Here is a 25,024-nt window from a genome sequence, read left to right as displayed (position 1 = left end):
CGAATGCCGCGCTTAGTTGGCAGCCGCCTTGTTGGCCGCTCGCTCTTTGGCGACCAGATCGTCAGCCAGTTTCAGCGCTTGCTCGGCACCACCGGCAGAGCCGATGTCGAAGCGGTATTTACCATTGACGATCATGGTTGGTACGCCAGTGATTTCGTACTTCTTGGCCAGCTCACGGGCCTTGACGATCTGACCTTTGATGGCGAACGAGTCGAAGGTGGCGAGGAACTTGTCCTTGTCCACGCCTTGAGTGGCGAGGAAGTCAGCCATGTCGTTCTTGTCGGTGAGCTTCTTGTGTTCTTTCTGAATCGCATTGAACACGGCGTTGTGCACCTGGTGCTCGACACCCATGGCTTCGAGGGTCAGGAACATCTGGCCGTGAGCGTCCCATGGGCCGCCGAACATGGCGGGAATGCGCACGAAGTTGACATCGGACGGCAGTTTTTCCACCCATGGATTGATCACTGGTTCAAAAGCGTAGCAATGCGGGCAGCCGTACCAGAACAGCTCGACCACTTCGATCTTGCCAGGCTTTGCCACCGGCACCGGGTTGGCCAGTTCGACATAAGGGGCGGCAGGGGCTTCAGCGGCCTGGGCGGTGACGCCGAACAGGCTGGCAGCGACGAGGGCGGCGCTGATGATCAGATTACGCATGCTTTACTCCTGAACAATTTGGGTCGCCTCGCTCGACCTGTTGCGACACAGATCCTGGCGGGCATGAGTGCTGTAGTGTAACGGCAGCGGCCACAAAAAAGGGCGGCCAGAGCCACCCTTTTTATACTTGCTGCGAAGGATTAATCGAGCGTTAACGTGGCAGGCGCTACGCGCCTCGTTCAACCCTCGAATCAGGCCTCAGTGCAGGCCCTGGATGTAGCTGGAAACCGCGGCGATGTCTTCGTCGCTCAGCTTGCGCGCGATGGTGCGCATGGTCATCGCGTCGCCGTCGTTGGCGCGACCGCCTTCTTCCTTGCGGAAATCGGTCAGTTGCTTGGCGATGTATTGCGCATGCTGGCCGCCCAGGTGCGGGAAGCCTGCTGCAGCATTGCCGGCGCCGTTCGGCGAGTGGCAGCCGGTGCAGGCTGGCAGACCTTTTTCCAGGTTGCCGCCACGGAACAGCGCTTCACCGCGCGCGACGATCTTCGGATCGGCGGCGCCGACGCTGCCTTTCTGGCTGGCGAAGTACGCAGCGATGTCGGCCAGATCCTGGTCATTCAGGTTGGTCAGCAGCCCGGTCATTTCCAGCACCACGCGCTTGCCCGACTTGATGTCGTGCAATTGCTTGTCGAGGTAGCGTTCACCTTGACCGGCCAGTTTCGGAAAGTTTGGCGCCATGCTGTTGCCGTCCGGGCCATGGCAGGCCCCGCACACGGCAGCTTTGGCCTGGCCTGCTGCGGCATCGCCGGCAGCATGGGCGATACCTGAAATTCCCACGGTCAACAGCAGACTCACGATCAATTTGTTCATCAGCTAATCCAACTACGGCTAAGGGTTAAGTTATGGACCGGGCTTACTCTCGCTCATCCACAGGATGATGGCCTGGTAATCCTCGGCACTGCAGTCCATGCACAAACCACGCGGCGGCATCGCCTTGAAACCCTGGGTCACGTGTTGCACCAGCGTCCCCATACCTTTCGCCAACCTCGGCGTCCAAGCTTCCTGATCGCCTCTTGCGGGCGCCATGGGTAGTTGGCCGGAATGACAGGCACCACAAACACGGTTGTACACAGCTTCCGGATCCTGTGTAGCCTGTGCGCTGTAAAGCGGCATCAAGACTCCGGCAGCCAGCAGCCATTTCGTCATAAAACGACCTTTTCAGGGTTGAGAGCGTTCTGCGTTCTAATGCGCAATCAAAGTCTGTCGCTCTCGTGAACTTCATCCTTCGCTTGGACAAAGCACACACAAAATCTGCGGCATTATATACTGGCGTCACTGAAACGGAAGCGACACCGCGTTCCGCGCCCAATCCCGGCGCCGCCCACATCGGAAATCCCATGCAACTCAAGAATCCCATCCTCGGCCTGTGCCAACAGTCCACGTTCATGCTCAGTGCCGCCAAAGTCGATCAATGCCCAGACGATGAAGGCTTCGAAGTGGCGTTTGCCGGTCGTTCCAACGCTGGCAAATCCAGCGCGCTGAACACCCTGACCCACGCCAGTCTGGCGCGCACCTCGAAAACTCCGGGTCGCACACAGCTGTTGAACTTCTTCAAGCTAGACGATGATCGCCGTCTGGTCGACCTGCCGGGCTACGGTTATGCAAAAGTACCGATCCCGCTCAAGCAACACTGGCAGCGCCACCTTGAGGCATACCTCGGTGGTCGGGAAAGTTTGAAAGGTCTGATTCTGATGATGGACATCCGCCATCCGATGACCGACTTCGACCTGCTGATGCTCGACTGGGCCGTCGCCGCCGGCATGCCGATGCACATTCTGCTGACCAAGGCCGACAAGCTCACTTACGGCGCCGCCAAGAACACCCTGCTGAAAGTACAGTCGGAAATCCGCAAAGGCTGGGGCGACTCGATCACTATCCAGTTGTTCTCCGCGCCAAAACGCATGGGCCTGGAAGAGGCCTACACTGTGCTGGCCGACTGGATGGAACTGGCAGACAAAGGCGCCGAGGCGGAAGCCGAGTAACTCGGAATGGGGAAAAATTGGTTGTAGTGTGGCAAGGCAAGGCAAAAGTAGCGCTAAAAAGCGGAGTTTAGGGGACCTAAATGAGCATTTTTAGCGATGCTTTTAACGCAGCATGGCCGCGCTACAGCCGATTTTTTGGCAAAAAAAGCCCCGGATTTCATTGGGGAGGGAGAAATTCCGGGGTTCAAGTTCCGAACCGCTAGGGCGGGGTTCAGATATCTGCCAACACTTAACACAACATAGGAGCATCGAAGGGCTTCACCAGCCATTCAGTACCTCTGAGTGTTCGATCGACAGATTAGTTCAGATTTTTTTCAAAAAGCTTTGGAATAGCCTCAAGCATTTATCGGTCTAAGCCCGGTTCTTGGGGCTTGCCGCGACGTCACGTCGCGGCAACTGTGCAACACTCAGTGCGCCTCATCCCAATTGTTGCCTACGCCGACTTCCACCAGCAGCGGCACATCCAGTTTCGCCGCTTCGCTCATGTGCAGGCGAATCTCAGCGCTGACCTGCTCGACCAGCTCCTCGCGAACTTCCAGCACCAGTTCATCGTGCACCTGCAGGATGACCCGGGCATCCAGCCCCGACGTGGTCAGCCAGTTATCCACAGCCACCATGGCTTTTTTGATGATATCCGCCGCCGTGCCCTGCATCGGCGCGTTGATCGCCGTGCGTTCTGCGGCGGCGCGCTCCTGTGGCTTGTTCGAGTTGATCTCCGGCAAATACAGGCGACGACCGAAGAAAGTTTCGACGTAACCCTGATCCGCCGCCTGCGCGCGGGTGCGCTCCATGTATTCGCGCACGCCTGGATAACGGGCGAAGTAGGTGTCGATGTAAGCCTTGGCGGTCTTGGTGTCGACGCCGATGTCCTTGCCGAGCTTCTGCGCGCCCATGCCGTAGATCAGACCGAAGTTGATCGCCTTGGCGCTGCGGCGCTGGTCGGATGTCACTTGGTCAAGCTCGACCTTGAACACTTCGGCAGCGGTCGCGGTGTGCACGTCGAGATTGTTGCGGAAGGCGTTCATCAGGCCTTCGTCGCGGGACAGGTGGGCCATGATCCGCAACTCGATTTGCGAATAGTCTGCCGCCAGCAATTTGTAGCCTTTTGGCGCGACGAACGCCTGACGAATACGCCGGCCTTCGGCGGTGCGCACCGGGATGTTCTGCAGGTTCGGATCACTGGATGACAAGCGCCCGGTCGAGGCCACGGCCTGATGATACGAAGTGTGGATGCGCCCGGTGCGCGGGTTGATCTGCTCCGGCAGGCGATCGGTGTAAGTGCTTTTCAGCTTGCTCATCGAACGGTGCTCCATCAGCACCTTCGGCAAGCGGTGATCGTCTTCGGCGAGTTTCGCCAGCACTTCTTCAGCGGTGGACGGCTGGCCCTTGGCGGTTTTCTTCAGCACCGGCAGGCCGAGCTTTTCATAAAGAATCACGCCGAGCTGCTTCGGCGAGCCGAGGTTGAATTCTTCCCCGGCGATTTCGAAGGCTTCACGCTCCAGCGCGACCATTTTGTTGCCCAGCTCAATGCTCTGAATGCCCAGCAACTCGGCATCGACGAACGCGCCCTGGCGTTCGATGCGCGCCAGCACCGGTACCAGCGGGATTTCGATGTCGGTCAGCACGCTGGCCAGACTCGGAATCGCGCTGAGCTTGTCGAACAGGGTCTGATGCAGGCGCAGGGTGATGTCGGCGTCTTCGGCGGCGTAGGGCCCGGCCTGTTCCAGAGCGATCTGGTCGAAGGTCAGTTGCTTGGCACCTTTGCCGGCGATGTCCTGGAAGCTCACCGTGGTGTGGTCGAGATACTTTTGCGCGAGGCTGTCCATGTCGTGACGGGTCGCGGTGGAGTTGAGTACGTAGGACTCAAGCATCGTGTCGAAGGCGATGCCGCGCACGCTGATGCCTTCATTCTGATCGCCGCCAATGGCGCAGTTGGCCAGAATGTTCATGTCGAACTTGGCGTGCTGGCCGACCTTGAGTTTGTTCGGGTCTTCCAGAATCGGCTTGAGTGCGCGCAGTACGGTGTCGCGATCCAGCTGCTCCGGCACGCCGATGTAGGAGTGGGTCAGCGGGATGTAGGCAGCTTCGTTGGCCTGCACGGCGAACGACAGACCGACCAGTTGCGCCTTCTGCGCGTCGATGCCGGTGGTTTCGGTGTCGAAGGCGATCAGCCTGGCGTTGCGCAGTTTTTCCAGCCAGACGTCGAAGCGAGCCTGATCGAGGATGGTTTCGTACGCGGCCTCGGCAGGGGCAGCAGGTGCCTCGGCTTGCGGCGCGCTGAACAGATCGCCCGCCGGCGCGGGTTCGGCCGCCGCGCTCAGTTCCAGACGCTTGGCATCGCGATCCAGATCATTGAGCCAGCTCTTGAATTCCAGGAGGGTATACAGCTCGTAGAGTTTGGCCGGATCTTCCGCGCCCATCTGCAGATCATCGAGGCCGATATCCAGTGGCACGTCGATCTTGATGGTCGCCAGTTGATAAGACAGGAAAGCCATCTCCTTGTGCTCTTCGAGCTTGGCCACCAGGGTTTTTGCGCCACGAATCGGTAGGGTCGGCACGATGTCGAGGTTGGCGTACAGCTCGGTCAGGCCGCCGTTGACGCCGACCAGCAGGCCCGACGCCGTCTTCGGGCCGATGCCCGGCACGCCTGGAATGTTGTCGGAGGAATCGCCCATCAGCGCCAGATAATCGATGATCTGCTCCGGAGCGACGCCGAATTTCTCCTTCACGCCCTCCACATCCATCGAGCTACCGGACATGGTGTTGACCAAGGTAATGTGGCCGTCGACCAGTTGCGCCATGTCCTTGTCACCGGTGGAAATGATCACCGGGCGATCGGCCGCCGCGCTGCTGCGGGCCAGGGTGCCGATCACATCGTCGGCCTCGACGCCGTCGACGCACAGCAGCGGGAAGCCGAGGGCGATCACGCTCTGGTGCAGCGGCTCGATCTGCACGCGCATGTCATCGGGCATGCTCGGCCGGTTGGCCTTGTATTCGGCGTACATCTCATCCCGAAATGTCCCGCCCTTGGCATCGAACACCACGGCAAACGGACTGTCCGGGTACTGCTTGCGCAGACTCTTGAGCATGTTCAACACGCCTTTGACCGCACCGGTCGGCAGGCCTTTGGACGTGGTCAGTGGTGGCAGTGCATGAAAGGCGCGGTACAGGTAAGACGAACCGTCCACCAGGACGAGGGGGGCTTGGCTCATGAGCAGGATCAACCTTTTCGGCGGGTCCGGGGCTAGAATAGCGGGACCGTTGACGACAAAGGGACAAGGTTATCATGCGTACGTTAAATCGCTTGCTGCTGGTCGGGTTGATCGCTGTCTCACCACTGGCCGCGATGGCGGCGGATGATGCGCCGGGCGGCGACCCCGAGGTCACCATCCGCACGGAGGGCGACAAGACTATTCAGGAGTACCGTCAGAACGGTTTCCTCTATGCGATCAAAGTCACGCCGAAGGGCGCGCCGCCGTACTTTCTGGTGCGCGCCGACGGGACGGATGCCAATTTCATCCGCTCGGATCAGCCGGATATGCTGATCCCGTCATGGAAGATATTCGAATGGAAGTAGATTTTTAATTCACCCGGCGCCGCCGTTGCGGCGCCCGTACTGGCAGTTAAGACATGTCTGTGTTCACTCCCCTGGCTCGGCCCGAGCTGGAAACCTTTCTCGCCCCTTACGGGCTCGGCCGCCTGCTTGATTTCCAGGGGATCGCCGCCGGCAGCGAAAACACCAATTTCTTCATCAGCCTGGAGCAGGGCGAGTTTGTCCTGACCCTGGTCGAACGCGGCCCGGTGCAGGAGATGCCGTTTTTCATCGACCTGCTCGACGTGCTGCACGAAGCTGATCTGCCCGTGCCTTACGCCCTGCGCACCACTGACGGCGTGGCCTTGCGTGAACTCAAAGGCAAGCCGGCATTGCTGCAACCGCGCCTGTCGGGCAAGCACATCAAGGTCGCCAACGCCCAGCATTGCGCCCAGGTCGGCGAATTGCAGGCACATCTGCACCTGGCGACCCAGGGCGAGCGCATGATCAAGCGCAAGACCGATCGTGGTCTGGACTGGATGCTGGAAGAGGGCACTGAATTTCTCTCGCACCTGAGCGATGAGCCGCGTGCCTTGCTGCAAAAGGCGCTGGATGAGATCACCGAGCGTAAAGAGAGGATCCTTGCGCTGCCTCGCGCCAACATTCACGCCGACCTGTTCCGCGACAACGCGATGTTCGAAGGCACTCACCTGACCGGGCTGATCGATTTTTACAACGCCTGCTCGGGGCCGATGCTGTATGACGTGGCGATTGCCTTGAACGACTGGTGTTCGGATGAGGAGGGCGTGATCGATGGCCCGCGTGCCCGGGCATTTCTCGGTGCCTATGCGGCGCTGCGCCCGTTCACGGCGGCGGAAGCTGAATTGTGGCCAACGATGTTGCGTGTGGCCTGTGTGCGGTTCTGGTTGTCACGCCTGATCGCCGCCGAGCAGTTCGCCGGGCAGGATGTGTTGATTCACGATCCGCAGGAATTCGAGCAGCGCCTGGCGCAGCGGCAGAAGGTCAATACACCGTTGCCCTTTGCCCTGTGAATCGATTCTGAAAGACAACCCGAACCTGTGGGAGCGAGCTTGCTCGCGAATGCGTCGGCACATTCAGCATATCCGTTGACTGGCCCACCGCTTTCGCGAGCAAGCTCGCTCCCACAGGGTTTTGCGGATTACAACGATTCCAGACACCCGGCCAGATCATTGCCGAGTTTTTCCAGCACCTGCTCATAGCCCTGAGCCGTCGCCGGGGTGTACCCGCCCAACGCATCCAGTTCCGCCAGCTTCACCGGCAGGCCAGTCACCAGCGTTTCCGCCAGGCGCGGACGCAATGGCGGCTCGCTGAACACACAGGTCTTGCCCACTTCCTGCAAGCGCTTGCGCATCGCCGCGACATGCTGGGCGCCGGGCTGTACTTCGGCGGCTACCGCGAACACCCCGGCGTGCTTCAGGCCGTAGGCATCTTCGAAATAATCAAACGCCTCGTGAAAAACGAAGTACGGCTTGCCTTCGACATTGGCGAGACGCTTCTTCAAGCGCTGGTCCAGCGCATCCAGACGTTCATCGAAGGCTTTGGCATTGCTCTGATAGCGCTGGGCATTGGCCGGGTCGGCAGCACTGAGGTCGGCGGCCATTTTGTCGGCGATCACCCGCGCGTTGAGCGGTGACAGCCACAAGTGCGCATCCAGCGAGCCGGGGCGGTGATCGTGATCATGTTCGTCGGCCTCTTCGGCGTGGGAGTGGTTATCCGCGCCAAAATGCCTCAGCTTCAGCCCCGGCAGATCCTGCACGGCAACACTCGGCTGACTGCGACCGCTGAGCACGCGCGGCAGGAAGCCTTCCATGTCCGGGCCGATCCAGTAGAGCAGATCGACCGACTGCACCTTCCGTACGTCGGATGGGCGCAGGGCGTAATTGTGCGGCGAGGCCCCCGGCGGCAGCAGCACTTCGGGAATCGCCACGCCGTCCTGCACGGCAGCGGCAATCAACTGCAACGGTTTGATGCTGGTGAGCACTTTGACCTCGGCCTGAGCCGTACCGATCAGCAGAAAACTGGCAACAAAAGCCACAAAAACAGAAAAAAGTCGGGACACGATGACCACTCAAGGAAGCGAGAACGGGTAACATAATAACGTCTCCAGCAAATCTCGTCGCCGCTCATGCCTATTACACCGATTGCCAGCCGTCCCCACGACCACTCCCATTGCGTGCACAGCGCTTTGTCCGAGGCCGATACCTTGTGCGCGCAAAAAGGTTTGCGTCTGACCGCCCTGCGCCGCCGCGTGCTGGAACTGGTCTGGCAAAGCCACAAGCCGCTGGGTGCCTACGACATCCTCGCCGTCCTCAGCGAGCAGGACGGCCGTCGCGCCGCGCCGCCCACCGTGTACCGCGCGCTGGATTTCCTCCTGGACAACGGCCTGGTCCATCGCATTTCCTCGCTGAATGCCTTCGTCGGCTGCGTGCATCCCGAGCACGCGCATCAGGGCCAGTTCCTGATTTGCCGCGACTGCCACGCCGCGATCGAACTTGAACAAAAAGTAATCAGCGACGCGATTATCGACAGCGCCAAAGACGTCGGTTTCATTGTCGAAGCGCAGACGGTCGAAGTGGTCGGCCTGTGCGCCGGTTGCCAGGGGGCCTGATGAGCAATGCGCTGATCCGTCTGGAACAGGTCGCCGTCACGTTTGCCGGGCAGACCGTGCTGGACAACATCGAGCTGAGCGTCGAGCCGGGGCAGATCGTCACCCTGATCGGCCCCAACGGCGCCGGCAAGACCACGCTGGTGCGCGCCGTGCTCGGGTTGTTGAAGCCGAACAGTGGCAGCGTCTGGCGCAAACCGAAACTGCGCGTCGGCTACATGCCGCAGAAACTGCATGTCGACCCGACCCTGCCGCTGTCAGTGCTGCGCTTCTTGCGCCTGGTGCCCGGTGTCGATCGTCCGCGCGCGCTGGCCGCGTTGAAGGAAGTTGGCGCCGAACACGTGATCGACAGCCCGGTGCAGAGCGTTTCCGGCGGCGAAATGCAGCGCGTGCTGCTGGCCCGGGCACTGCTGCGCGAGCCTGAGTTGCTGGTGCTCGACGAGCCGGTGCAGGGCGTCGACGTGGCCGGGCAGGCCGAGCTGTACAGCCTGATCACCCGGCTGCGCGACCGCCACGGTTGCGGCGTGCTGATGGTCTCCCACGATTTGCATCTGGTGATGAGCACCACCGATCAGGTGGTTTGTCTCAACCGTCACGTCTGCTGCTCCGGGCATCCCGAGCAGGTCAGCGGCGACCCGGCATTCGTCGAGCTGTTCGGCAAGAACGCGCCGAGCCTCGCGATCTATCACCACCATCACGACCACGCCCACGACCTGCACGGTTCGGTGGTCAAAGGCCCGCTGAGCGGGCAACCTCATGTTCATGGAGACGGCTGCAAGCATGGCTGATTTTCTCTTGTATGCCCTGCTTGCAGGTCTGGCGCTGGCGCTGGTGGCCGGACCGCTCGGCTCGTTTGTGGTGTGGCGGCGCATGGCCTATTTCGGCGACACCCTTTCCCATGCCGCACTGCTCGGCGTGGCACTGGGCTTTTTGCTGGATGTCAGCCCGACGGTGGCGGTGACGGTCGGTTGTCTGCTGCTGGCGGTGCTTTTGGTGACGCTGCAACAGCGCCAGCCGCTGGCGTCCGACACGCTGTTGGGAATTCTTGCGCCGAGCACGCTCTCTCTCGGCCTGGTGGTACTAAGCTTCATGCATGAAGTGCGGATCGACCTGATGGCCTATCTGTTTGGCGATCTGCTGGCGATCAGCCCGAGCGACCTGGCATGGATTCTCGGCGGCACCGCGGCGGTGCTGGTGTTGCTGGTGGCGCTGTGGCGGCCGCTGCTGGCGGTCACCGTGCACGAAGAACTGGCGCGGGTCGAAGGCTTGCCGGTAGCGGGTTTGCGCTTGGCGCTGATGCTGTTGATCGCGGTGGTGATTGCGGTGGCGATGAAAATTGTCGGCGTGCTGCTGATTACTTCGCTGCTGATCATCCCGGCGGCTGCGGCACAGCGTCACGCCCGTTCGCCGGAGCAGATGGCGCTGGGCGCGAGCCTGCTGGGCATGCTCGCGGTGTGCGGCGGGCTGGCGTTGTCGTGGTTCAAGGACACCCCGGCGGGGCCGTCTATCGTGGTGACGGCAGCCGCGCTGTTTCTGTTGAGTTTTGTTCTGCCCCGTCGTGGGGTGTAGACTTGGCCGCTTTTTGCGCAATTAGAGAGTCGCAGGAATGAAGCCGTTCGCCTCCCGTTATCTGCTCCTTGTCGCATTTTCCGTGCTGCTGGGCGCCTGCCAAAGCACGCCGCCGGTGACCGAAGTCCCGGATGCGCGGGCTACGGCCATCGCACAGCTGGAGCAAAGCCTGGCCAGCAGCGAACTGGCCACCGCCGAAGACCAGTTGGCCGCGTTGCAGGCCGACACCCCCAACGATCAGTCCCTTGAACAATATCAGCGGCAGCTGGCCGAGGCGTATCTGCGCCGCAGCCAGATCGTCCTGCAGAAAGGCGATGTCAACGCCGCTGCCACCGCGCTCAGCCGCGCCCGTGCTCTGATGCCCAAGGCGCCGGCGCTGACCGGCGGCGTCAACGGCGCGATCACCGAAGCGCGCAAGGCCGAGCTGGAAAACGCTGAAGCGGCGCTGCTGGCTGCTGAAGCACGGCCGAAAGCCAAGGTCATCGACCCGACCGCCGAAAGCACCACGGTTGCGCTGAACATCGGCGATATTCACAAGCTGCAACGACAGCTCGATGCAATCGCCGCCGATGTGGTGAATTACGACTGCGCCGTCAGCATCCAGGCCCCGCGCACTGCGGATTATCCGTGGCTGGCGACGCTGCTGAGCAAGCGAGTCAAGAAGCTCGATCCTGATTTTGATTTGCAGATCGAGAAGCAGATCTTGCGCACAGTGCCGGCGCAGATGGTTCTAAGCCCGCGCAAGCCATAACTAGCTTCGCGAGCAGGCTCGCTCCACAGGTGCAACAGCGTACCTGTGGGAGCGAGCCTGCTCGCGAAAGCGTCCTCTCAGCCAATAAAGATCTTAAGCCGGAATCGCCTTGGCCTTGGGCTCCCGTGCCCAGACCCGATGCTCGCCGATCGCAGCGAAGAACGGCTTGGTCAACGCACCCACATCCGCGCCCTGCAACAACCCGGCATCCGCATCCAGCTTCAACAAGTCCTGCAACTGCTTGGCCTCGCCGTGCAGCGCGATCGCCTTGAGGTGCTTGTAGGCCTCCAGCAGATAATGCAGCGCCACGCCGTCACCGCTCAACGCGGTAATCGACGCCGCGCCACCCGGTACGAACACCGCGTCGAAGGCGATCGACGGCATGCCTTCCATCGACGCATCCACCGGCAATGCCTTGCCATCCGCAGTTTTCACCGGCGCTGACGTCGGGCCGAGTACTTTGGCGTGGGCGCCTTCGGCCTCCAGCGCTTTCTTCATCGCATCGATAGCCGCGGCGTCTACACCGTTGGCAGCGAGAATCGCCACTTTGCGCGTCTTGATATCACCTGGCAGCAGATTGGCCTGGCTCAGCGCTGGCGATTGCTCCAGCGAGGTCTTGCGCACTTCGACCGTACCTTTGGCTGGTGCCGGCAAACCGAGGTTTTCCGCTACGCGTTTGGCCAGGGTCAGGTCGATATTGGCGAGGATCTCGTTCACCTCACGGGCCCGAATGAACTCACGCTCGACCTTGCCCAGCTCAAAGCTGTAGGCGGCGATGATGTGCTCTTTCTCGTGCTCGCTCATGCTGTTGAAGAACAAGCGGGCTTGGGAGAAGTGATCGCTGAACGACTCGCTGCGCTGACGGATCTTCGCGGCGTCGATGCGTTCCGGGTAGCTCTCGAAACCACCGTCCTGTGCCGCTGGCGGTGTTTCTTTCGGCCAGCCGCCGTCGATCGAGTTGGGCTCATAAGAGGCGCGACCCTTGTCGATGGTGGTGCGGTGTTGTGCATCTCGCTGGCCGTTGTGAAACGGCGCCACCGGACGGTTGATCGGCAGCTCATGAAAGTTCGGCCCGCCGAGTCGGCTGATCTGCGTGTCGGTGTAGGAAAACAGCCGACCTTGCAGCAGCGGGTCGTTGGAGAAGTCGATACCCGGCACGATGTGGCCCGGGCAGAAAGCAACCTGCTCGGTTTCGGCGAAGAAATTGTCCGGGTTGCGGTTCAGGGTCATTTTGCCCAGTGGCGTAATCGGGACGATTTCTTCGGGGATGATTTTGGTCGGGTCGAGGATGTCGAAGTCGAAGTCGTGTTCATTCTCTTCTTCGACGATCTGTACGCCCAGTTCCCATTCCGGGTAGTCGCCCATCTCGATCGCTTCCCACAGGTCGCGACGATGGTAGTCGGTGTCTTTACCAGCGAGCTTCTGCGCCTCGTCCCACACCAGCGAGCAGGTGCCGGCGGTTGGACGCCAGTGGAATTTGACGAAGCGCGATTTGCCCTCGGCGTTGATCAGGCGGAAGGTGTGTACGCCAAAGCCCTGCATGCTGCGCAAGCTTTTCGGGATGGCCCGGTCGGACATCGCCCAGATCACCATGTGCGCCGATTCCGGCACCAGCGAGACGAAGTCCCAGAACGTGTCGTGAGCCGAGCCGCCGGTGGGGATTTCGTTGTGCGGCTCGGGTTTCACCGCGTGGACGAAGTCCGGAAACTTGATCGCGTCCTGAATGAAGAACACCGGCATGTTGTTGCCGACCAGGTCGAAGTTGCCTTCATCGGTAAAGAATTTCACCGCAAAGCCGCGCACGTCACGCACGGTATCGCCGGAACCCCGTGGCCCCTGCACCGTGGAAAAGCGCACGAACACTGGGGTTTTCTTGCCCGGATCCTGTAGGAAACCGGCCTTGGTCAGCGCTGCATGGTTCTCGTAGGTCTGAAAGAAACCGTGGGCGCCGGTACCACGCGCATGGACGATGCGCTCCGGAATGCGCTCATGGTCAAAGTGCGTGATCTTTTCACGCATGATGAAGTCTTCCAGCAGCGAAGGCCCGCGCGGCCCGGCTTTGAGGGTGTTCTGGTTGTCGGCGATCTTCACGCCCTGATTGGTGCGCAGTGCCTGACCGGTGGCGTCGGAACGGAATTCTTCCAGGCTGTCGAGCTTGGCATTGGTGTTGGCGCGATCCGGGGTATCGGTTCCGGCCATCTCGCTTTTAGCAGGTGCAGGCTTTTTGATGCTCATCAGACGTAAACTCCTCGTTTGGCCCCGGATGCCTTCCGCAGACCCTTGAGTGATTCCCGGGCACGGCACCCAGGGTTTCAAGTCGCTTACTTAGTGACTGATGAGCGTTTCAGCCGTTCCGTTTATCTGACCTTTGATCGCGTTATTGCCAAATTGAAGGTTAATTGCGAAATAAATGCTAAGAACCTCTATACGGACAGGCTAAAATGCGCGCCCGGCTAACCGCTGATCCTTTTCCAACGCGCCCCACAAGGTTCGCTACGTGATCGAGTTTCAAAACGTCCACAAGACTTACCGCGTCGCCGGTAAGGATATTCCCGCGCTGCACCCGACCAGTCTCGCCATCGAGAACGGCCAGGTGTTCGGCCTGATTGGCCATTCCGGTGCGGGCAAAAGTACCCTGCTGCGTCTGATCAATCGCCTGGAAGATTCCAGTGGCGGCAAGATCATCGTCGACGGCGAAGAAGTCACCGCACTGGATGCCAACGGCCTGCGCCGTTTCCGCCAGCAGGTCGGGATGATCTTCCAGCACTTCAACCTGCTCGCCTCCAAGACTGTCGCCGATAACGTGGCCTTGCCGCTGACCCTGGCCGGTGAGCTGTCGAGCAGTGAAATCAATCAACGGGTGGCCGAGCTGCTGGCGCGGGTCGGTCTGTCCGACCACGCGAAAAAGTACCCGGCGCAATTGTCCGGCGGTCAGAAGCAACGCGTCGGCATCGCCCGTGCGCTGGCGACCAAGCCGAAGATTCTGCTGTGCGATGAGGCCACCAGCGCCCTCGACCCGCAGACCACGGCATCGGTCCTGCAACTGCTGGCGGAAATCAACCGCGAACTGAAACTGACCATCGTCCTGATCACCCACGAGATGGACGTGATCCGTCGCGTCTGCGATCAGGTCGCGGTGATGGACGCTGGCGTGATCGTCGAGCAGGGTCCGGTGGCCGATGTGTTCCTGCATCCGCAGCACCCGACCACCAAGCGTTTCGTCCAGGAAAGCGAGCAGATCGACGAGAGCGAGCAGCGTGACGACTTCGCCCATGTGCCCGGGCGCATCGTGCGTCTGACCTTTCAGGGCGAGGCGACCTACGCGCCGTTGCTCGGCACCGTCGCCCGGGAAACCGGCGTCGACTACAGCATCCTCGCCGGTCGCATCGACCGCATCAAAGATATTCCTTACGGGCAACTGACCCTCGCTGTCACCGGTGGCGACATGGAAGCGGCGTTTGCCCGCTTCACCGCCGCTGACGTTCACATGGAGGTGTTGCGCTAATGGCTGACCTGATGAGTTTCTTCGCCAATATCGACTGGTACGAAATCTGGCTGGCGACTGGCGACACCATGCTGATGCTTGGCGGTTCGCTGTTGTTCACCGTGCTGCTCGGCCTGCCGCTGGGCGTGCTGCTGTTTCTCTGCAGCCCGCGCCAATTGCTGGAAAACCGTGGCCTCTACGCGGTGCTGTCGCTGGTGGTGAACATCTTGCGTTCGCTGCCGTTCATCATTCTGCTGATCGTGATGATCCCGTTCACCGTGCTGATCACCGGCACCTCGCTGGGTGTGGCCGGGGCGATCCCGCCGCTGGTGGTCGGTGCTACGCCGTTCTTCGCGCGTCTGGTGGAAACCGCGCTGCGCGAAGTCGATCGCGGCATTATCGAAGCGACCCAGTCGATGGGCGCGACCACGCGGCAGATCATCATGAACGCCTTGCTGCCGGAAGCCCGTCCGGGCATCTTCGCAGCGATTACGGTGACAGCGATTACACTGGTGTCCTACACGGCGATGGCCGGTGTGGTCGGCGCCGGTGGTTTGGGCGACCTGGCGATCCGTTTCGGCTACCAGCGTTTCCAGACTGACGTGATGATCGTCACCGTGGTGCTGCTGTTGATTCTGGTGCAAGTGCTGCAAATGGTTGGCGACCGCCTGGTCGTGCATTTCTCGCGCAAATAAGCGGTTGTTTAATCAAGAGGCGCGGGCCATTCGTTGGCGCGCGCCCTCACAAGGAGTTAGCTGAATGAAAAAACTGATCGCTGCTTTCGCCGCTGTTGCGGCGTTTTCGGCCCACGCCGAGACCCTGACCGTTGCCGCCACCCCGGTGCCGCACGCGGAAATCCTCGAGTTCGTCAAACCGGCCCTGGCCAAGGAAGGCGTGGATCTGAAGGTCAAGGTCTTCACCGACTACATTCAGCCGAACGTCCAGGTCGCGGAAAAGCGCCTCGACGCCAACTTTTTCCAGCACCAGCCGTATCTCGATGAATTCAACAAGGCCAAGGGCACCAGCCTCGTTGCCGTGACCGGCGTGCACCTGGAGCCGCTGGGCGCTTACTCGAGCAAGCTCAAGGATCTGAAAGACCTGCCCGGCGGCGCCAACGTGGTGATCCCGAACGACGCCACCAATGGCGGCCGTGCGCTGTTGCTGCTGGCCAAGGCTGGCGTGATCACCTTGAAGGACCCGAGCAACATTCTGTCGACCCTCAAAGACATCGAGCAGAACCCGAAAGACCTGAAATTCCGTGAACTGGAAGCCGCCACTATTCCGCGTGTGCTGACCCAGGTCGATCTGGCGCTGATCAACACCAACTACGCGCTGGAAGCCAAGCTTGATCCGTCCAAGGATGCGCTGGTGATCGAAGGCAACGACTCGCCGTACGTGAACATCCTCGTGTCCCGCGCGGACAACAAGGACAGCGACGCAATGAAGAAACTCGCGGCTGCACTGCACAGCCCGGAAGTGAAGCAGTTCATTACCGAGAAGTACAAAGGCGCGGTGTTGCCGGCGTTCTGATTCAGGTTGCTGCAATGAAAAAGGGGACGCCAATGGCGTCCCCTTTTTTGTGCCTGGAATATCGTCCGTGTGGGAGCGGGCTTGCTCGCGAATGCGGTGTGTCAGCCAACATGTCTTTATCTGACCCACCGCATTCGCGAGCAAGCCCGCTCCCACAATGGTTCAGTGGTGTTCCTACTGGCGCTCAAGCATCACCGGGAGTTGCGCAACCAATTTGGCATTGTTCAACGGCGCGCGAATAAACCCGCGCTGTGTGCCGTCCGGGCCGATCACGGCCAGATTGCCGCTGTGATCCACGGTGTAGTTCGGCTTGCTGGTATCGGCCGGAATGAATGGAATGCTCACCGCGTTCGCGACCTTCTGCAGCTCCTCGATCGAGGTTGGCGTCAGGCCAATGAACTGGGGATCGAAATAGCCCAGGTACTGCTTCAACTGCTTCGGCGTATCGCGGTTGGGGTCGACGCTGACCAGCACGATCTGCAATTTATCCACCGCCTCTTTCGGCAGCTCGCTCTTGATCTGCCGTAGTTGCGCCAGGGTGGTCGGGCAGATGTCCGGGCAGAGGGTGTAGCCGAAGAACAACAGACTCCACTTGCCTTTCAACTCGTCAATCGCCACCGGTTTGCCGTCCTGATCGGTCATGGTCACGTCCGGCAGGTTGCGGCTCTGCGGCAGCAGGATGATGCCGGCGTCGATCAGCGCAGTCGGGTCGCCCTGGCCTTTGCCGCTCAGCACTTTGTTGACGGTAAGCCCGAGGATCAATGCGATCACGGCAACGAGGATGAAGACGGTTTTCTGGGTTCGGGTCATAGGTTCAACAGTAAGTAGTGGTCTACGAGCAGGGCGATGAACAACAGGAACAGGTACCAGATAGAGTACTTGAAGGTGTTGATCGCCGCGTGCGGCCGAGTGCCACGGTACAGCACCACGGCCCATTGCAGAAACCGCGCGCCCAATGCCAGCGCGCAGACCAGATACAGCACGCCGCTCATGTGAATCACGTACGGCAGCAGACTCACCGCCAGCAGCGCGAAGGTGTAGAGCAGAATGTGCACTTTTGTGTAGTGCTCGCCATGGGTCACCGGCAGCATCGGAATGTCGGCCTTGGCGTATTCCTCTTTGCGATGAATCGCCAGCGCCCAGAAATGTGGCGGGGTCCAGGCGAAGATGATCAGCACCAGCAACAGCGGTTCGGCGCTGACATGGCCGGTGGCGGCGGTCCAGCCGAGCAGCGGTGGCGCGGCGCCAGCGAGGCCGCCGATGACGATGTTCTGCGGCGTCGCACGCTTGAGAAAACCGGTGTAGACCACGGCGTAACCGAGCAGTGAAGCGAGAGTCAGCCAAGCGGTCAGTTGATTGGTGAACGTCAGCAGCAAGGCCTGACCGAGCAACGCCAGCAGCAACGCAAATGTCAGCGCCGCCGCAGGTGAAACCCGCCCTTCGGCCAACGGCCGTTTGTGCGTACGCGCCATCACCGCATCGATGCGCCGGTCGACCACATGATTGACCGCTGCCGCGCCGCCTGCACACAAGGCAATGCCCAGATTGCCGAACACCAGCACCGTCCATGGCACGCCCGCGCGGGTGGCGAGGAACATGCCGACCAGCGAGGTGATCAGCATCAGCACCACGACTTTCGGTTTGGTCAGCTCCAGATAATCGCGCCACAGCGCCTGCGCTGGACGTTCGCCGATCAGACTCGCCATGGCGTTTCTCCTTTCAATGCAATGGGCGCGACGGCAGGTTTGGGTGCACTGAAGCGCCAGCGCGCCAGCACCGGTTGGCTCACCCGCAGCAGACTGGTGCGCGCGTGATAATTGACCAGCACCAGGGTCAGCAACAACGCCGCGCCGCCAGCGTTGTGGGCGACGGCCACCGGTAGCGGCAGATGAAACAGCACGTTGCTGATGCCGAGGGTGATCTGCGCGGCGAGGGCGATCAGCAGCAATCCGGCCAAACGGGTCATGCCCACGGCTTTCAACTGCCACGCCAGACCGAGCAGCACGACCGTCACCAGCAAAGCGCCGATGCGGTGGGTCAGGTGAATCGCCGTGCGCGCATCGCTGTCGAGTTGTCCGCCGAGATAATTCGGGCCGATGTGCTGAGTCAGGTGAAAACCATTGGCGAAGTCCGCCGGCGGCAGCCATTGGCCATGGCAGGTGGGGAAGTCGATGCAGGCCACCGCTGCGTAGTTGGAACTGACCCAGCCGCCCAAAGCGATCTGGCCGATCACCAACAGCAGGCCCGCCGTCGCCCAGTATTGCAGGCGCTTGGGTACGGTCAGCACCGGCAGCACGCCGGACAACCTCAGCGTCAGCAGGAACAGCAGACTCAGCGTGGCGAAGCCGCCGAGCAAATGCCCGGTAACCACTTGCGGCCAGAGCTTGAGTGTCACCGTCCACATGCCGAACGCTGCCTGAGCGATGACCACCGCCAGCAGAAACAGCGGCAGTTTCACCGGTTGGCCCGGATGGCGCCGGTTGACCCAGGCGCGCCCGGCCAATACTGAAATCAGCAGACCCAGAGTGCCGGCGAAGTAGCGGTGGATCATCTCGTTCCAGCCTTTGTGCGCCTCCACCGGCGCGTCAGGGAAATGCAGCTCGGCATGGGCCAGTTGCGCCTCGCTTTTCGGCACGCTGATAAACCCGTAACAGCCCGGCCAGTCGGGGCAGCCGAGGCCGGCGTGGGTCAGGCGCGTATAGGCGCCGAGCAGCACCACAATCAGTGCCAGCAGGGTGGCAAACAGCGCGAGGCGAAATCCAGGTTTGGCCATGACGATGCCCTTATCCGATGTTCGACAGTTTCAGCAGATGCCGCAGGTCGTTAAGCAGATCCTTGCCCTTCACATTGGGCTCGTAGCGCAGCACCAGATTGCCGTGCGGGTCGACGATCCACAGCTGCGGCACGGCTTTGTCGCCGGTGGTCCTGGCAAACACTCCGGCATCCAGTGGGTAACGCTGCAATTGCGGATATTCACGGTCGAGCTTGGCGGCGTAGTCGGCGCCCAACGGTTGCGCGGCGGCGAGCGCATGGCTGGCACGTCCGGCTTCGCGGCCGAGGCTGATCTGGATCTGCCGCGCCAGATAAACCAGTTGCTGGCAATCGACTGCGCAATCCTTCGGCGCCGTGACCAGAATCTGCCAGCGCTGCTCATCGGCCTGCACGCCGAGGTCGGCGCGGGTCTGGCCGTTGCCGATCAGCTCGCCGTGATAGCTGCGTCCTTCCGGCACCCAGAACTGTAATTTGTACATGCCGGTGGCGAGCAGCATCGGCCCGACCACGCCAAGCACAATCAGCAGCAACTGAATGCGCCCACGCCGGCGGCTGGGAACGGGTTTGGCCTCAGACATGCTGGGTGGATTCATGGCGCTTCCCATGGCGTTTCTCCTTTGCGTGGTGCCAGCCGAAATAGAGGTAAAGACCGAGCAGGGCCGTGGCCATGGCGAACCATTGCACGGCGTAGCCGAGGTGTTTTTCCGGGCCCATCGCGACCACCGGCCAATCGGTCTGATAGCTGGCCGGGCCGGGTTCGGCGCGCAGCTCAAAGGCGAAACCGTCGCGCTCCAGGGTTTGCCACAACTTGCTCGGCTCGACGGCGGTGATGGTTTGCGGCCAGACACTGCTCACCGGATCGGCGTGCAATTGAAACGTCGCGCCGGGGGCGACGTAGACCCAGGCATCGAGCGTCAGTGTCTCGGCCGGTGTAGTGAATTGCGGCGGCACGCGCCGGTCGGGCCAAGGCAGCCAGCCGCGATTGACCAGCAGCCACAGGCCGCTGCGCTGATCCTGAAACGGTTGCAGCAACTCGACGCCGACCTTGCCGCCACGCTGGCGGTTGTCCAGCAGTAGCGTGTGGGCAGGGTCGAACTGGCCGTGCAGGCGCACGCGGCGGTAAGCCGGGTCGGCGCTGGCGAGCAGTTCACTGCTGGCCATCGGTTCGGCCACGCGACGTTCGGCGTAACTGGCCAGCAGCGCGGTTTTCTCCGCGCCCCGGCCCAGTTGCCAGAAGCCCAGCGCAACCATCAGCGGCAGCAACAGGCCGACCACTACGGTGGGGATCACGCCCGGGCGAAAGCGCTTCATGGGCGCGCCATAAAGTCAGTCATCGCGATCGCTATACTCAAGTGCATCGCCTGTCCCCCGGAGTCTTGCCATGTTCAAAGCAGCGATCGTCCTGATGCTGATTGCCACGGTCATCAGCCTGTTCAGCGGCCTGTTTTTCCTGGTCAAGGACGACAGCAGCTCCCATCGGCTGGTCATCGCCTTGAGTGTTCGGGTGGCACTGGCCGTGGTCACCGTCGGCCTGATGGCCTGGGGTTTCTACAGCGGCCAGTTGGTGTCCCATGCGCCGTGGTAGACGCGAGCGGCAAGCTACAAGTTAGAGGCCATCCCGCTTTGACTTGAAGCTTGCAGCTAGCAACTTGCAGCTGTTTTCAGAGCACATAGACGAAGAAGAACAAGCCGATCCACACCACATCGACGAAGTGCCAGTACCAGCTCGCCGCTTCGAAACCGAACTGGTGCTCGTTGTCGAAGTGGCCCTTCATGATCCGCATCAGCATCACGAACAGGATGATCGTGCCGATGGTCACGTGGGCGCCGTGGAAGCCGGTGAGCATGAAAAACGTCGCACCGTAGATGCCCGAACCGAGGGTCAGCCCCAGCTCTTTATAGGCGTGGATGTACTCCTCGGCCTGGAAACCGAGGAACGCGACGCCCAATAGCACGGTGATCGCCAGCCACAGTTTCAGCGCGCCGCGATGGCCTTTCTTCAGCGCATGGTGGGCGATGGTGATGGTCACGCTGGAGCTGACCAGCAGGATCGTATTGATCAGCGGCAGGCCCCACGGGCTGATGACTTCTTTGGGTGGCGGGAACAGTTTCGGGTCTGGTGTGTGCAGCAACGGCCAGACGAATTCGAAATTCGGCCAGAGCATGTGCGCGATGCCTTTCGGCCCCTCGCCGCCCAGCGCCGGCCCGGACACGTGGCGCACGTAGAACAGCGCGCCGAAGAAAGCGACGAAGAACATCACTTCGGAAAAGATGAACCAGCTCATGCCCCAGCGGAACGAGCGATCCAGTTGCGGACTGTACAACCCCGCGCGACTTTCCTTGATCACCGCACCGAACCAGCCGAACAGCATGTACGCCAGCAGCAGGCCGCCGACGAAAAAGATCAGCGGGCCGTGGGATTCCGGGCGCGCGGCCTTGAGATCGTTGAACCAGGTGGCCAGGCCGTACACGGTGACGAACATCCCGAGCGTAGCGATGATCGGCCATTTGCTCTGGGCCGGGACGTAATAATGCTCATGAGTTGCCATTTATTGTTCTCCTTATCGGGCACGCTCAACCGCCAGTGTTAACAGCCACCGGCGGATGTCGGGCGGTGATATCGAACAGCGTGTAGGACAGCGTCAGGTGCTTCACTTCCTTGGGCATGTCGCGGTCAACGATGAAGCGCACCGGCATTTCGATCTGTTCACCGGGTTGCAGCAGCTGCTGGGTAAAGCAAAAGCATTCGGTCTTGTGGAAAAACGCCGCCGCGTTGCTCGGCGCGATGCTCGGCACCGCTTGTGCACTCATCGGTTTGTCGGTGGGATTGCGCGCGATGAAGACCATCTCGTTGACCGCGCCGGGGTTGGCGGTCAGCTCGTCGTGTTTCGGGTAAAAGTCCCACGGCATGTCGGCGGTGTTGGTCGACAGGAACTGCACGCGTACCTGGCGCGAGGTGTCGACCACTTGCTCGCCTTCGTACTGGCCACCGGTCTTGCCATTGATGCCGAAGGCTTTGCACATCACGTCGTAGATCGGCACCAGGGCGAAGCCGAAGACGAACATCGCCACCACCACCAACAGCAGGCGAGTGACGAGTTTCTTCAGCGAGATCGAGTCAGCCATGGTGTTTGACCTCTGCCGAGAAACCTGTGGGAGCTGGCTTGCCAGCGATGGCACCCCCGCGGTGTGTCAGGCAGGCAGCCATCGCTGGCAAGCCAGCTCCCACAGAGATTTTCACAAGGCTAAAGGTGTTCATCTCACTTCCGGCGGCGTGGTAAAGGTGTGATACGGCGCCGGCGACGGCACGCTCCACTCCAGGCCTTCGGCGCCGTCCCACGGTTTCGCCGGGGCCGGTGCACCACCACGAATGGTCTTGATGACGATGAACAGGAAGAAGATCTGCGTGGCGCCGAACATGAATGCGCCGATCGACGAGACCATGTTGAAGTCGGCGAACTGCAGGTTGTAGTCCGGAATCCGCCGTGGCATCCCTGCAAGACCGACGAAGTGCATCGGGAAGAAGGTCAGGTTCATGCCGACGAACGACAGCCAGAAATGCAGCTTGCCGAGGGTTTCGTCGTACATGTGCCCGGTCCATTTCGGCAGCCAGTAATAGGCCGAGGCGAAGATGCCGAAGATCGCCCCCGGCACCAGCACATAGTGGAAATGCGCAACGACAAAGTAGGTGTCCTGATACTGGAAGTCCGCCGGGGCGATCGCCAGCATCAGCCCGGAGAAACCGCCAATGGAGAACAGGATGACGAACGCCACGGCAAACAGCATCGGCGTCTCGAAGGTCATCGAGCCTTGCCACATGGTGCTCGCCCAGTTGAACACTTTCACACCCGTCGGCACGGCGATCAGCATGGTCGCGTACATGAAGAACAATTCGCCCACCAGCGGAATGCCGACCACGAACATGTGGTGCGCCCAGACGATGAACGACAGGAACGCGATGCTCGCTGTGGCATAGACCATCGAGGTGTAGCCGAACAGCGGCTTGCGCGCGAAGGTCGGGATGATCTGGCTGACCGCGCCGAACGCCGGCAGGATCATGATGTACACCTCGGGGTGGCCGAAGAACCAGAACACGTGCTGGAACAGTACCGGGTCACCACCGCCGGCAGCGCTGAAGAAACTGGTGCCGAAGTGAATGTCCATGAGCATCATCGTCACGCAGCCGGCCAGCACCGGCATCACTGCGATCAGCAGAAACGCGGTGATCAGCCAGGTCCAGACGAACAGCGGCATTTTCATCAGGGTCATGCCGGGGGCGCGCAGGTTGAGGATGGTCGCGACCACGTTGATCGCGCCCATGATCGAACTGATGCCCATCAAGTGGATGGCGAAAATGAAGAACGTCACGCTTTCCGGCGCGTAGGTCGTCGACAGCGGCGCGTAAAAGGTCCAGCCGAAATTCGGCCCGCCACCCGGGGTGAACAGCGTCGAGACCAGCAGCAGAAACGCCGCCGGCAACAGCCAGAAGCTGAAGTTGTTCATCCGTGGCAGGGCCATGTCCGGCGCGCCGATCATCAGCGGAATCATCCAGTTGGCGAGGCCGACGAACGCCGGCATTACCGCGCCGAATACCATCACCAGACCGTGCATGGTGGTCATCTGGTTGAAGAATTCCGGCTGCACGATCTGCAGGCCGGGCTGGAACAGCTCGGCGCGGATGACCATGGCGAACGAGCCGCCGAGCAGGAACATGCAGAAGGCAAACCACAGGTACAGCGTACCGATGTCCTTGTGGTTGGTGGTCAGCACCCAGCGCATCAGGCCTTTGGCGGGGCCGTGGGCGTGGTCGGCGTGACCGTGGTCATCGATGACAGCGCTCATGGCCGGTCTCCTTCACGAAAGTGGACGGGGCAGGTCAGGGCGCGCTGCCCCGACGGGTTCACTGAATACGCAATTGACCGGTTCATTTGCTTTCCGCCTGTTTCAGCTCCAGCACTTCTTTTGGCGTGACCATGTCGCCCTTGTTGTTGCCCCAGGCGTTACGTTCGTAAGTCACCACCGCGGCGATATCGACTTCCGACAGCTGCTTGCCGAACGCCGCCATGGCGGTGCCGGGTTTGCCGTGGAAGACAATGCTCAGGTGGCCCTCCTTCGGTCCAGTGGCGATTTTCGAGCCTTTTAGTGCCGGGAACATTGGCGGCAGGCCCTGGCCTTCGGCCTGGTGACAGGCCACGCAAGTGGTGTGATAGACCTTGTCGCCGCGCTCCTTGAGCTCGTCGAGGGTCCATTCCTTGCTGGTCAGTTCTTTGAGCTGCGCGGCCTCGGCCTTGCGTTCGGCGAGCCATTTTTCGTAGTCGGCCTTCTCCTTGACCTCAACCACGATCGGCATGAAGCCGTGATCCTTGCCGCACAACTCGGCGCATTGGCCACGGTAGAGGCCGGGCTTGTCGATGCGCGTCCAGGCTTCGTTGACGAACCCGGGAATCGCATCGCGCTTGACCGCAAAGGCCGGCACCCACCATGAGTGAATGACGTCGGCGGAGGTCACCAGAAAGCGCACCTTGGCGCCGATCGGCAGCACCAATGGCTTGTCGACTTCGAGCAGGTAATGCTCGCCCTTGGCTTGCTTGTTGTGAATCTGCTCGGCGGGGGTGGCCAGGTTGCTGAAGAACTCGACGTCCTGGCCCAGGTATTTGTAATGCCACTTCCACTGATAACCGGTGATCTGGATATCGATGTCCGGCTCGCTGGTGTCGTACATCTTGATCAGCGTTGCGGTGGCGGGAACGGCCATGGCCACGAGGATCAGCAGCGGCACGATGGTCCACATGATCTCGACGCCGGTGCTTTCGTGGAATTTCGCGGCGACCTGGCCGGTGGAGCGGCGATGCACCATCATCGACCAGAGCATGGCGCCGAAGACGATGATCCCGATCACCACACAGATCCAGAAAATGGTCATGTGCAGGTCGAATACTGCGTGACTGATTTCAGTCGCTCCAGGCGCCATATTCACAGTCCAGGCTGCATTGGCCTGGCTGAAAATCGACCACAACAGGAGGCCCATCCAGACATGTGGATGTCGCATCATTGCGGGTTCCCCTTATCGTTCTTGTTATCCCGCCGGCGTATCGCCTGCGGC

At 61.1% G+C, this 25,024-nt stretch carries 26 protein-coding genes; 11 read left to right on the top strand and 15 right to left on the bottom strand.

Going from position 1 to position 25,024, the window contains the following annotated elements; all coding sequences use genetic code 11:
• Positions 1-12 precede the first annotated feature (12 nt).
• The 3 genes from ACMYUN_RS14405 to ACMYUN_RS14395 form a co-directional block, all read right to left on the bottom strand.
• Positions 13-654: a thiol:disulfide interchange protein DsbA/DsbL gene (locus tag ACMYUN_RS14405; RefSeq protein WP_016772349.1), complete on the bottom strand. Its 642-nt coding sequence runs from the start codon at positions 652-654 to the stop codon at positions 13-15.
• 198 nt (positions 655-852) lie between these two features.
• On the bottom strand, positions 853-1,464 hold the full coding sequence (locus ACMYUN_RS14400; protein WP_041476483.1) for a c-type cytochrome: 612 nt from the start codon (positions 1,462-1,464) through the stop codon (positions 853-855).
• A gap of 30 nt (positions 1,465-1,494) precedes the next feature.
• Complete coding sequence (locus ACMYUN_RS14395; protein ID WP_016772347.1) at positions 1,495-1,800, bottom strand: c-type cytochrome; 306 nt, start codon at positions 1,798-1,800, stop codon at positions 1,495-1,497.
• Positions 1,801-1,991: 191 nt separating this feature from the next.
• Between ACMYUN_RS14395 and yihA the strand changes: the two genes are divergently transcribed.
• A complete protein-coding gene (gene yihA, locus ACMYUN_RS14390) occupies positions 1,992-2,636 on the top strand; it encodes a ribosome biogenesis GTP-binding protein YihA/YsxC (RefSeq protein ID WP_415760947.1) in 645 nt (214 codons plus the stop codon).
• A 407-nt stretch (positions 2,637-3,043) separates the two neighbouring features.
• Here yihA and polA read toward each other — a convergent pair whose 3' ends face one another.
• Positions 3,044-5,848, bottom strand: a complete 2,805-nt coding sequence (gene polA, locus ACMYUN_RS14385; protein ID WP_415760946.1) for a DNA polymerase I — start codon at positions 5,846-5,848, stop codon at positions 3,044-3,046.
• Positions 5,849-5,922: 74 nt separating this feature from the next.
• On the opposite strand from polA, the gene ACMYUN_RS14380 reads away from it, so the two are divergent.
• Positions 5,923-6,213, top strand: a complete 291-nt coding sequence (locus tag ACMYUN_RS14380; RefSeq protein ID WP_039757137.1) for a DUF2782 domain-containing protein — start codon at positions 5,923-5,925, stop codon at positions 6,211-6,213.
• A 53-nt stretch (positions 6,214-6,266) separates the two neighbouring features.
• Entirely contained in the window at positions 6,267-7,220 is a 954-nt protein-coding gene (locus tag ACMYUN_RS14375; protein ID WP_415760945.1) for a homoserine kinase, read from the top strand.
• Between the two features lie 128 nt (positions 7,221-7,348).
• Here the strand turns inward: ACMYUN_RS14375 and znuA are convergent, their stop codons facing one another.
• Positions 7,349-8,269 carry a zinc ABC transporter substrate-binding protein ZnuA gene (gene znuA, locus ACMYUN_RS14370; protein ID WP_415760944.1) on the bottom strand — a complete coding sequence of 307 codons (921 nt, stop codon included), beginning with the start codon at positions 8,267-8,269 and terminating at the stop codon, positions 7,349-7,351.
• A gap of 66 nt (positions 8,270-8,335) precedes the next feature.
• Here znuA and ACMYUN_RS14365 point away from each other — a divergent pair, with 66 nt between their 5' ends.
• The 4 genes from ACMYUN_RS14365 to ACMYUN_RS14350 are packed head-to-tail and all read left to right on the top strand — an operon-like array spanning position 8,336 to position 11,135.
• On the top strand, positions 8,336-8,818 hold the full coding sequence (locus ACMYUN_RS14365; RefSeq protein WP_129998064.1) for a Fur family transcriptional regulator: 483 nt from the start codon (positions 8,336-8,338) through the stop codon (positions 8,816-8,818).
• The gene (gene znuC / locus ACMYUN_RS14360) at positions 8,818-9,603 is read left to right on the top strand and encodes a zinc ABC transporter ATP-binding protein ZnuC (RefSeq protein ID WP_039757132.1); all 786 of its coding nucleotides are present in this window, start codon (positions 8,818-8,820) and stop codon (positions 9,601-9,603) included. The genes ACMYUN_RS14365 and znuC overlap by 1 nt, the downstream gene beginning before the upstream one ends.
• The gene (gene znuB, locus ACMYUN_RS14355; protein WP_101159661.1) at positions 9,596-10,384 is read left to right on the top strand and encodes a zinc ABC transporter permease subunit ZnuB; all 789 of its coding nucleotides are present in this window, start codon (positions 9,596-9,598) and stop codon (positions 10,382-10,384) included. The genes znuC and znuB overlap by 8 nt, the downstream gene beginning before the upstream one ends.
• 37 nt (positions 10,385-10,421) lie before the next feature.
• Positions 10,422-11,135, top strand: a complete 714-nt coding sequence (locus tag ACMYUN_RS14350) for a PA5502 family lipoprotein (RefSeq protein WP_415760943.1) — start codon at positions 10,422-10,424, stop codon at positions 11,133-11,135.
• Positions 11,136-11,228: 93 nt separating this feature from the next.
• Here the strand turns inward: ACMYUN_RS14350 and katE are convergent, their stop codons facing one another.
• A complete protein-coding gene (gene katE / locus ACMYUN_RS14345; RefSeq protein WP_415760942.1) occupies positions 11,229-13,370 on the bottom strand; it encodes a catalase HPII in 2,142 nt (713 codons plus the stop codon).
• Between the two features lie 262 nt (positions 13,371-13,632).
• On the opposite strand from katE, the gene ACMYUN_RS14340 reads away from it, so the two are divergent.
• The 3 genes from ACMYUN_RS14340 to ACMYUN_RS14330 all read left to right on the top strand — a co-directional run bounded on the left by ACMYUN_RS14340 (position 13,633) and on the right by ACMYUN_RS14330 (position 16,149).
• Entirely contained in the window at positions 13,633-14,640 is a 1,008-nt protein-coding gene (locus tag ACMYUN_RS14340) for a methionine ABC transporter ATP-binding protein (protein WP_016772338.1), read from the top strand.
• Positions 14,640-15,314, top strand: coding sequence for a methionine ABC transporter permease (locus ACMYUN_RS14335; protein WP_016772337.1), 675 nt, complete (start codon positions 14,640-14,642; stop codon positions 15,312-15,314). The genes ACMYUN_RS14340 and ACMYUN_RS14335 overlap by 1 nt, the downstream gene beginning before the upstream one ends.
• 64 nt (positions 15,315-15,378) lie before the next feature.
• A complete protein-coding gene (locus tag ACMYUN_RS14330) occupies positions 15,379-16,149 on the top strand; it encodes a MetQ/NlpA family ABC transporter substrate-binding protein (protein WP_039757123.1) in 771 nt (256 codons plus the stop codon).
• A gap of 174 nt (positions 16,150-16,323) precedes the next feature.
• Here the strand turns inward: ACMYUN_RS14330 and ACMYUN_RS14325 are convergent, their stop codons facing one another.
• From ACMYUN_RS14325 to ACMYUN_RS14305, 5 genes are read right to left on the bottom strand one after another with little or no spacing between them, the layout of a single operon-like run.
• The gene (locus tag ACMYUN_RS14325; protein ID WP_415760941.1) at positions 16,324-16,959 is read right to left on the bottom strand and encodes an SCO family protein; all 636 of its coding nucleotides are present in this window, start codon (positions 16,957-16,959) and stop codon (positions 16,324-16,326) included.
• A complete protein-coding gene (cyoE, locus tag ACMYUN_RS14320; protein ID WP_039757118.1) occupies positions 16,956-17,855 on the bottom strand; it encodes a heme o synthase in 900 nt (299 codons plus the stop codon). The genes ACMYUN_RS14325 and cyoE overlap by 4 nt, the downstream gene beginning before the upstream one ends.
• The gene (locus ACMYUN_RS14315; RefSeq protein WP_129998066.1) at positions 17,843-18,922 is read right to left on the bottom strand and encodes a COX15/CtaA family protein; all 1,080 of its coding nucleotides are present in this window, start codon (positions 18,920-18,922) and stop codon (positions 17,843-17,845) included. The genes cyoE and ACMYUN_RS14315 overlap by 13 nt, the downstream gene beginning before the upstream one ends.
• A 10-nt stretch (positions 18,923-18,932) precedes the next feature.
• The gene (locus tag ACMYUN_RS14310) at positions 18,933-19,526 is read right to left on the bottom strand and encodes a hypothetical protein (protein WP_415760940.1); all 594 of its coding nucleotides are present in this window, start codon (positions 19,524-19,526) and stop codon (positions 18,933-18,935) included.
• A complete protein-coding gene (locus tag ACMYUN_RS14305; protein WP_415760939.1) occupies positions 19,492-20,232 on the bottom strand; it encodes an SURF1 family protein in 741 nt (246 codons plus the stop codon). The genes ACMYUN_RS14310 and ACMYUN_RS14305 overlap by 35 nt, the downstream gene beginning before the upstream one ends.
• Positions 20,233-20,302: 70 nt before the next feature.
• Between ACMYUN_RS14305 and ACMYUN_RS14300 the strand changes: the two genes are divergently transcribed.
• Entirely contained in the window at positions 20,303-20,506 is a 204-nt protein-coding gene (locus ACMYUN_RS14300; RefSeq protein WP_415760938.1) for a twin transmembrane helix small protein, read from the top strand.
• 76 nt (positions 20,507-20,582) lie between these two features.
• Here ACMYUN_RS14300 and ACMYUN_RS14295 read toward each other — a convergent pair whose 3' ends face one another.
• The 4 genes from ACMYUN_RS14295 to coxB all read right to left on the bottom strand — a co-directional run bounded on the left by ACMYUN_RS14295 (position 20,583) and on the right by coxB (position 24,973).
• Positions 20,583-21,470 (bottom strand): cytochrome c oxidase subunit 3, encoded by an 888-nt coding sequence (locus tag ACMYUN_RS14295; protein WP_129998069.1) that lies wholly within the window; start codon positions 21,468-21,470, stop codon positions 20,583-20,585.
• Positions 21,471-21,495: 25 nt separating this feature from the next.
• Positions 21,496-22,047, bottom strand: coding sequence for a cytochrome c oxidase assembly protein (locus ACMYUN_RS14290; RefSeq protein ID WP_415760937.1), 552 nt, complete (start codon positions 22,045-22,047; stop codon positions 21,496-21,498).
• Positions 22,048-22,176: 129 nt separating this feature from the next.
• Positions 22,177-23,763: a cytochrome c oxidase subunit I gene (gene ctaD / locus ACMYUN_RS14285; protein ID WP_415760936.1), complete on the bottom strand. Its 1,587-nt coding sequence runs from the start codon at positions 23,761-23,763 to the stop codon at positions 22,177-22,179.
• Positions 23,764-23,845: 82 nt separating this feature from the next.
• Positions 23,846-24,973, bottom strand: coding sequence for a cytochrome c oxidase subunit II (gene coxB / locus ACMYUN_RS14280; protein WP_039757109.1), 1,128 nt, complete (start codon positions 24,971-24,973; stop codon positions 23,846-23,848).
• Positions 24,974-25,024 lie beyond the last annotated feature (51 nt).

Source organism: Pseudomonas sp. CP4, assembly GCF_047758505.1.
Lineage (GTDB): Bacteria > Pseudomonadota > Gammaproteobacteria > Pseudomonadales > Pseudomonadaceae > Aquipseudomonas > Aquipseudomonas fluorescens_AO.
This window is presented reverse-complemented; position numbering and strand designations above follow the sequence as displayed.

What these genes read in the sequence shown, in the direction of transcription:
- ACMYUN_RS14405 (WP_016772349.1), bottom strand. Translation starts at nt 654, where the DNA reads ATGCGTAATCTGATCATCAGCGCCGCCCTCGTCGCTGCCAGCCTGTTC.
- ACMYUN_RS14400 (WP_041476483.1), bottom strand. Translation starts at nt 1,464, where the DNA reads ATGAACAAATTGATCGTGAGTCTGCTGTTGACCGTGGGAATTTCAGGT.
- ACMYUN_RS14395 (WP_016772347.1), bottom strand. Translation starts at nt 1,800, where the DNA reads ATGACGAAATGGCTGCTGGCTGCCGGAGTCTTGATGCCGCTTTACAGC.
- yihA (WP_415760947.1), top strand. Translation starts at nt 1,992, where the DNA reads ATGCAACTCAAGAATCCCATCCTCGGCCTGTGCCAACAGTCCACGTTC.
- polA (WP_415760946.1), bottom strand. Translation starts at nt 5,848, where the DNA reads ATGAGCCAAGCCCCCCTCGTCCTGGTGGACGGTTCGTCTTACCTGTAC.
- ACMYUN_RS14380 (WP_039757137.1), top strand. Translation starts at nt 5,923, where the DNA reads ATGCGTACGTTAAATCGCTTGCTGCTGGTCGGGTTGATCGCTGTCTCA.
- ACMYUN_RS14375 (WP_415760945.1), top strand. Translation starts at nt 6,267, where the DNA reads ATGTCTGTGTTCACTCCCCTGGCTCGGCCCGAGCTGGAAACCTTTCTC.
- ACMYUN_RS14365 (WP_129998064.1), top strand. Translation starts at nt 8,336, where the DNA reads ATGCCTATTACACCGATTGCCAGCCGTCCCCACGACCACTCCCATTGC.
- znuC (WP_039757132.1), top strand. Translation starts at nt 8,818, where the DNA reads ATGAGCAATGCGCTGATCCGTCTGGAACAGGTCGCCGTCACGTTTGCC.
- znuB (WP_101159661.1), top strand. Translation starts at nt 9,596, where the DNA reads ATGGCTGATTTTCTCTTGTATGCCCTGCTTGCAGGTCTGGCGCTGGCG.
- ACMYUN_RS14350 (WP_415760943.1), top strand. Translation starts at nt 10,422, where the DNA reads ATGAAGCCGTTCGCCTCCCGTTATCTGCTCCTTGTCGCATTTTCCGTG.
- katE (WP_415760942.1), bottom strand. Translation starts at nt 13,370, where the DNA reads ATGAGCATCAAAAAGCCTGCACCTGCTAAAAGCGAGATGGCCGGAACC.
- ACMYUN_RS14335 (WP_016772337.1), top strand. Translation starts at nt 14,640, where the DNA reads ATGGCTGACCTGATGAGTTTCTTCGCCAATATCGACTGGTACGAAATC.
- ACMYUN_RS14330 (WP_039757123.1), top strand. Translation starts at nt 15,379, where the DNA reads ATGAAAAAACTGATCGCTGCTTTCGCCGCTGTTGCGGCGTTTTCGGCC.
- ACMYUN_RS14325 (WP_415760941.1), bottom strand. Translation starts at nt 16,959, where the DNA reads ATGACCCGAACCCAGAAAACCGTCTTCATCCTCGTTGCCGTGATCGCA.
- cyoE (WP_039757118.1), bottom strand. Translation starts at nt 17,855, where the DNA reads ATGGCGAGTCTGATCGGCGAACGTCCAGCGCAGGCGCTGTGGCGCGAT.
- ACMYUN_RS14315 (WP_129998066.1), bottom strand. Translation starts at nt 18,922, where the DNA reads ATGGCCAAACCTGGATTTCGCCTCGCGCTGTTTGCCACCCTGCTGGCA.
- ACMYUN_RS14310 (WP_415760940.1), bottom strand. Translation starts at nt 19,526, where the DNA reads ATGGGAAGCGCCATGAATCCACCCAGCATGTCTGAGGCCAAACCCGTT.
- ACMYUN_RS14305 (WP_415760939.1), bottom strand. Translation starts at nt 20,232, where the DNA reads ATGAAGCGCTTTCGCCCGGGCGTGATCCCCACCGTAGTGGTCGGCCTG.
- ACMYUN_RS14300 (WP_415760938.1), top strand. Translation starts at nt 20,303, where the DNA reads ATGTTCAAAGCAGCGATCGTCCTGATGCTGATTGCCACGGTCATCAGC.
- ACMYUN_RS14295 (WP_129998069.1), bottom strand. Translation starts at nt 21,470, where the DNA reads ATGGCAACTCATGAGCATTATTACGTCCCGGCCCAGAGCAAATGGCCG.
- ACMYUN_RS14290 (WP_415760937.1), bottom strand. Translation starts at nt 22,047, where the DNA reads ATGGCTGACTCGATCTCGCTGAAGAAACTCGTCACTCGCCTGCTGTTG.
- ctaD (WP_415760936.1), bottom strand. Translation starts at nt 23,763, where the DNA reads ATGAGCGCTGTCATCGATGACCACGGTCACGCCGACCACGCCCACGGC.
- coxB (WP_039757109.1), bottom strand. Translation starts at nt 24,973, where the DNA reads ATGATGCGACATCCACATGTCTGGATGGGCCTCCTGTTGTGGTCGATT.